Below are 3,148 nucleotides of genomic sequence, written 5' to 3'. Positions count from 1 at the left end.
GCCGGACGCTGAGGCCGTCGCGCTCCAGCGGCCTGCCGGCGGCGACCCGCGCCGGGTCGATCTCGATGCCGACGACCTGGACGTCGGGCCGCACCCGCCGCAGCCGGTCGTGCAGCTCGACCGCGGTGGTGGGCGACGCGCCGTAGCCGAGGTCGACGACGACGGGCGGCGCGGGGCTGCGCCGCAACCGCCACGCGTGCGGGCCCGCGATCCACCGGTCGCACCGGCGCAGCCGGTTCGGGTTCGTCGTCCCACGCGTCACCGTGCCGACGGGTCGCTGGTGGGGAGGCACGTCCGCAGGCTACGCGTGGCGCCCCGTTCGAGGTATTCCACGGTCATCGGCGACGGCGGAATACCTCGAACGGGGGGTGTGGTTGAGACAAGGAACGAGCAGGCCGAGCAGGTCTTGCAGGGACGAAGGGATGCCGATGGCGGTCGAGCCGCGACGAGTCGCGATGATCAGCGTCCACACCTCGCCCCTGGAGCAGCCGGGCACCGGTGACGCCGGCGGCCTCAACGTCTACGTCGCCGAGACGGCGAAGGAGCTCGCCTCGCGCGGCGTCGAGGTCGACATCTTCACCCGGCGCACGACGGGCGAGACGCCGGTCGAGGCGGACCTCGTCCCCGGCGTCCGGGTGCGGCACGTGACCGCCGGCCCGTACGAGGGGTTGGCCAAGGAGGACCTCCCGGGCCAGCTCTGTGCCTTCTCCGCCGGCATCATGCAGGCCGGGCTCTCGGTCCCCGAGGACCACTACGACCTGGTCCACTCGCACTACTGGCTCTCAGGGCAGGTCGGCTGGCTCGCCGCCGACCGGTGGCGCGTCGCGCTCGTGCACACGATGCACACCATGGCCCGCGTCAAGAACCTCCACCTCGCCGAGGGCGACCCGCCCGAGCCACGGGGCCGCGAGATCGGGGAGGTCCAGGTCGTCGAGGCCGCCGACCGGCTCATCGCCAACACCGACGACGAGGCTCGCGAGCTCATCGAGCTGTATGCCGCCCCGCCGGCCAAGGTGTCCGTCGTCCCTCCCGGGGTCGACCTGTCGACCTTCACGCCCGGTGACCGGTCCGAGGCGCGTCGGTCTCTCGGCCTGCCCGTCGAGGGCGAGCTGCTCCTCTTCGTCGGTCGCATCCAGCCGCTCAAGGCCCCCGATGTGCTGCTCCGGGTCGCGGGTGAGCTGCTGCAGCGCGAGCCGGGACGACGCCGTCGCCTGACGGTCGCCGTCCTCGGCGGTCCGAKCGGCAGCGGCCTCACCCGGCCGCACGAGCTCGAGGAGCTGGCGCGCTTCCTCGGCATCGACGACGTCGTGCGCTTCGTGCCGCCGGTCGACCGTCCGGTCCTCGCGCAGTGGTACCGCGCCGCCGACCTCGTCGTCGTGCCCAGCCACTCGGAGTCCTTCGGCCTCGTCGCCATCGAGGCGCAGGCATGCGGCACCCCCGTCGTGGCCGCCCGCGTCGGGGGCCTGCCCACGGCGGTCGGTGACGCAGGCGTCCTCGTCGACGGCCACGCCACCCCTGACTGGACGGACGCCGTCGAGTCGCTGCTGCGAGACAGCCCGCGTCGTCTGGCGCTGGGGTCCGACGCCGTCGCGCACGCCGCGCAGTTCGGCTGGGGTGCGACCACCGACCGGCTCCTCGAGGTCTACCGTCAGGCCATGCGAGAGCGCGCCCACGGCACCAACGAGTCGCCGATCGACGAGGGCCAGAGCCTGGTCGGCGTCCCGACGGCGGTGATCCCGTGACCGCCGAGCTCCAGGACACCACGCCGGCCGACGACTCCCCGCGCGCGCAGGCGGAGGGTCGCCTCACGGCATACCTCGGCTCGGTCGGTCTCGACTGGGAGCTCGGCGGACGCGTGGGGGAGTTCGTCGTGACCCTGCCGGGGGAGAAGAAGCTGAAGACCGTCGTGTCGGTGCTGGTGCGCGACCGGACGACGAGCCTCAGCGCGTTCGTCATCCGCAACCCGGACGAGAACCACGAGGCGTTCTACCGCACGCTGCTGCGCAAGAACCTGCGGCTGCGGGGGCTCGCCTACGCCATCGACACCGACGGCGACGTCTACCTGAGGGGCGAGGTCCCGACCGTCGCGGTCGAGGCCGACCACCTCGACCAGGTCTTCGGCATCGTGCTGTCGGCGAGCGACGACGTCTTCAACGAGCTGCTCGCGCTCGGCTTCCTCGGATCGATGAGGAAGGAGTGGGCCTGGCGGGTCTCGCGGGGCGAGTCCACGCGCAACCTCGACGCCTTCCGACACCTGCTGGACGACGGGACGGACGCCTGATCGGCCGTCGCTAGGCTGGCGCCATGACCTACACGCTCGTCCTCGTCCGTCACGGCGAAAGCGACTGGAACGCCAAGAACCTCTTCACCGGCTGGGTCGACGTCGACCTCACCGACAAGGGCCGCGCCGAGGGCGTGAGCGCCGGCGAGCAGCTCAAGGAGGCCGGCATCCTGCCCGACATCGTGCACACGTCGCTGCTGCGCCGGGCCATCACGACCGCGAACCTCTCGCTCGACGCGGCTGACCGGCACTGGATCCCGGTCAAGCGCGACTGGCGCCTCAACGAGCGCCACTACGGCGCGCTGCAGGGCAAGGACAAGAAGCAGACCCTCGAGCAGTTCGGCGAGGAGCAGTTCATGCTGTGGCGCCGCTCCTATGACGCGCCGCCGCCGGCCATCGACGAGGGCGACGAGTTCTCGCAGCACGGCGACCCCCGCTACCGGGGGCTCGGCCCCGCGATGCCGGCCACCGAGTGCCTCAAGGACGTCGTGACGCGGCTCATGCCCTACTGGGAGAACGAGATCCAGACCGACCTCGCCGACGGACTGACCGTCATGGTCGCCGCCCACGGCAACTCGCTGCGTGCCCTCGTCAAGACGCTCGACGGCATCTCCGACGACGACATCGCCGGGCTCAACATCCCGACGGGTATGCCGCTCGTCTACGAGCTCGACGACTCGTTCCGTCCGGTGACCCCGGGTGGGCGCTACCTCGACCCGGAGGCCGCCCGGGTTGCCGCCGAGGCCGTCGCGAACCAGGGCCGCTGACCTCCACCCCCTGAACCGTCGAAAGGCCACGTATGGCCGCCTGACCGCAGTCGAAAGGCCACTCCTCACGGCGAGGAGTGGCCTTTCGACTGTCACGAGG

Annotated in this window: 3 protein-coding genes and 1 pseudogene; 3 read left to right on the top strand and 1 reads right to left on the bottom strand. The window is 71.8% G+C overall.

The annotated features are described in order from the left end of the window. A pseudogene (locus tag AC1DP0_RS20145) lies at nt 1-292 on the bottom strand (class I SAM-dependent methyltransferase); the annotation flags it as partial. A 163-nt stretch (nt 293-455) separates the two neighbouring features. On the opposite strand from AC1DP0_RS20145, the gene mshA reads away from it, so the two are divergent. The 3 genes from mshA to AC1DP0_RS20130 are packed head-to-tail and all read left to right on the top strand — an operon-like array spanning nt 456 to nt 3,048. Next, nucleotides 456-1,742 (top strand): D-inositol-3-phosphate glycosyltransferase, encoded by a 1,287-nt coding sequence (gene mshA, locus AC1DP0_RS20140; protein WP_478088035.1) that lies wholly within the window; start codon nt 456-458, stop codon nt 1,740-1,742. Next, nucleotides 1,739-2,281: a type III secretion system chaperone family protein gene (locus tag AC1DP0_RS20135; protein ID WP_478088034.1), complete on the top strand. Its 543-nt coding sequence runs from the start codon at nt 1,739-1,741 to the stop codon at nt 2,279-2,281. The genes mshA and AC1DP0_RS20135 overlap by 4 nt, the downstream gene beginning before the upstream one ends. A gap of 23 nt (nt 2,282-2,304) precedes the next feature. Next, entirely contained in the window at nt 2,305-3,048 is a 744-nt protein-coding gene (locus tag AC1DP0_RS20130; RefSeq protein WP_478088032.1) for a phosphoglyceromutase, read from the top strand. Nucleotides 3,049-3,148: the final 100 nt, after the last annotated feature.

This window comes from Terrabacter sp. P5_B1 (genome assembly GCF_056400505.1).
This window is presented reverse-complemented; position numbering and strand designations above follow the sequence as displayed.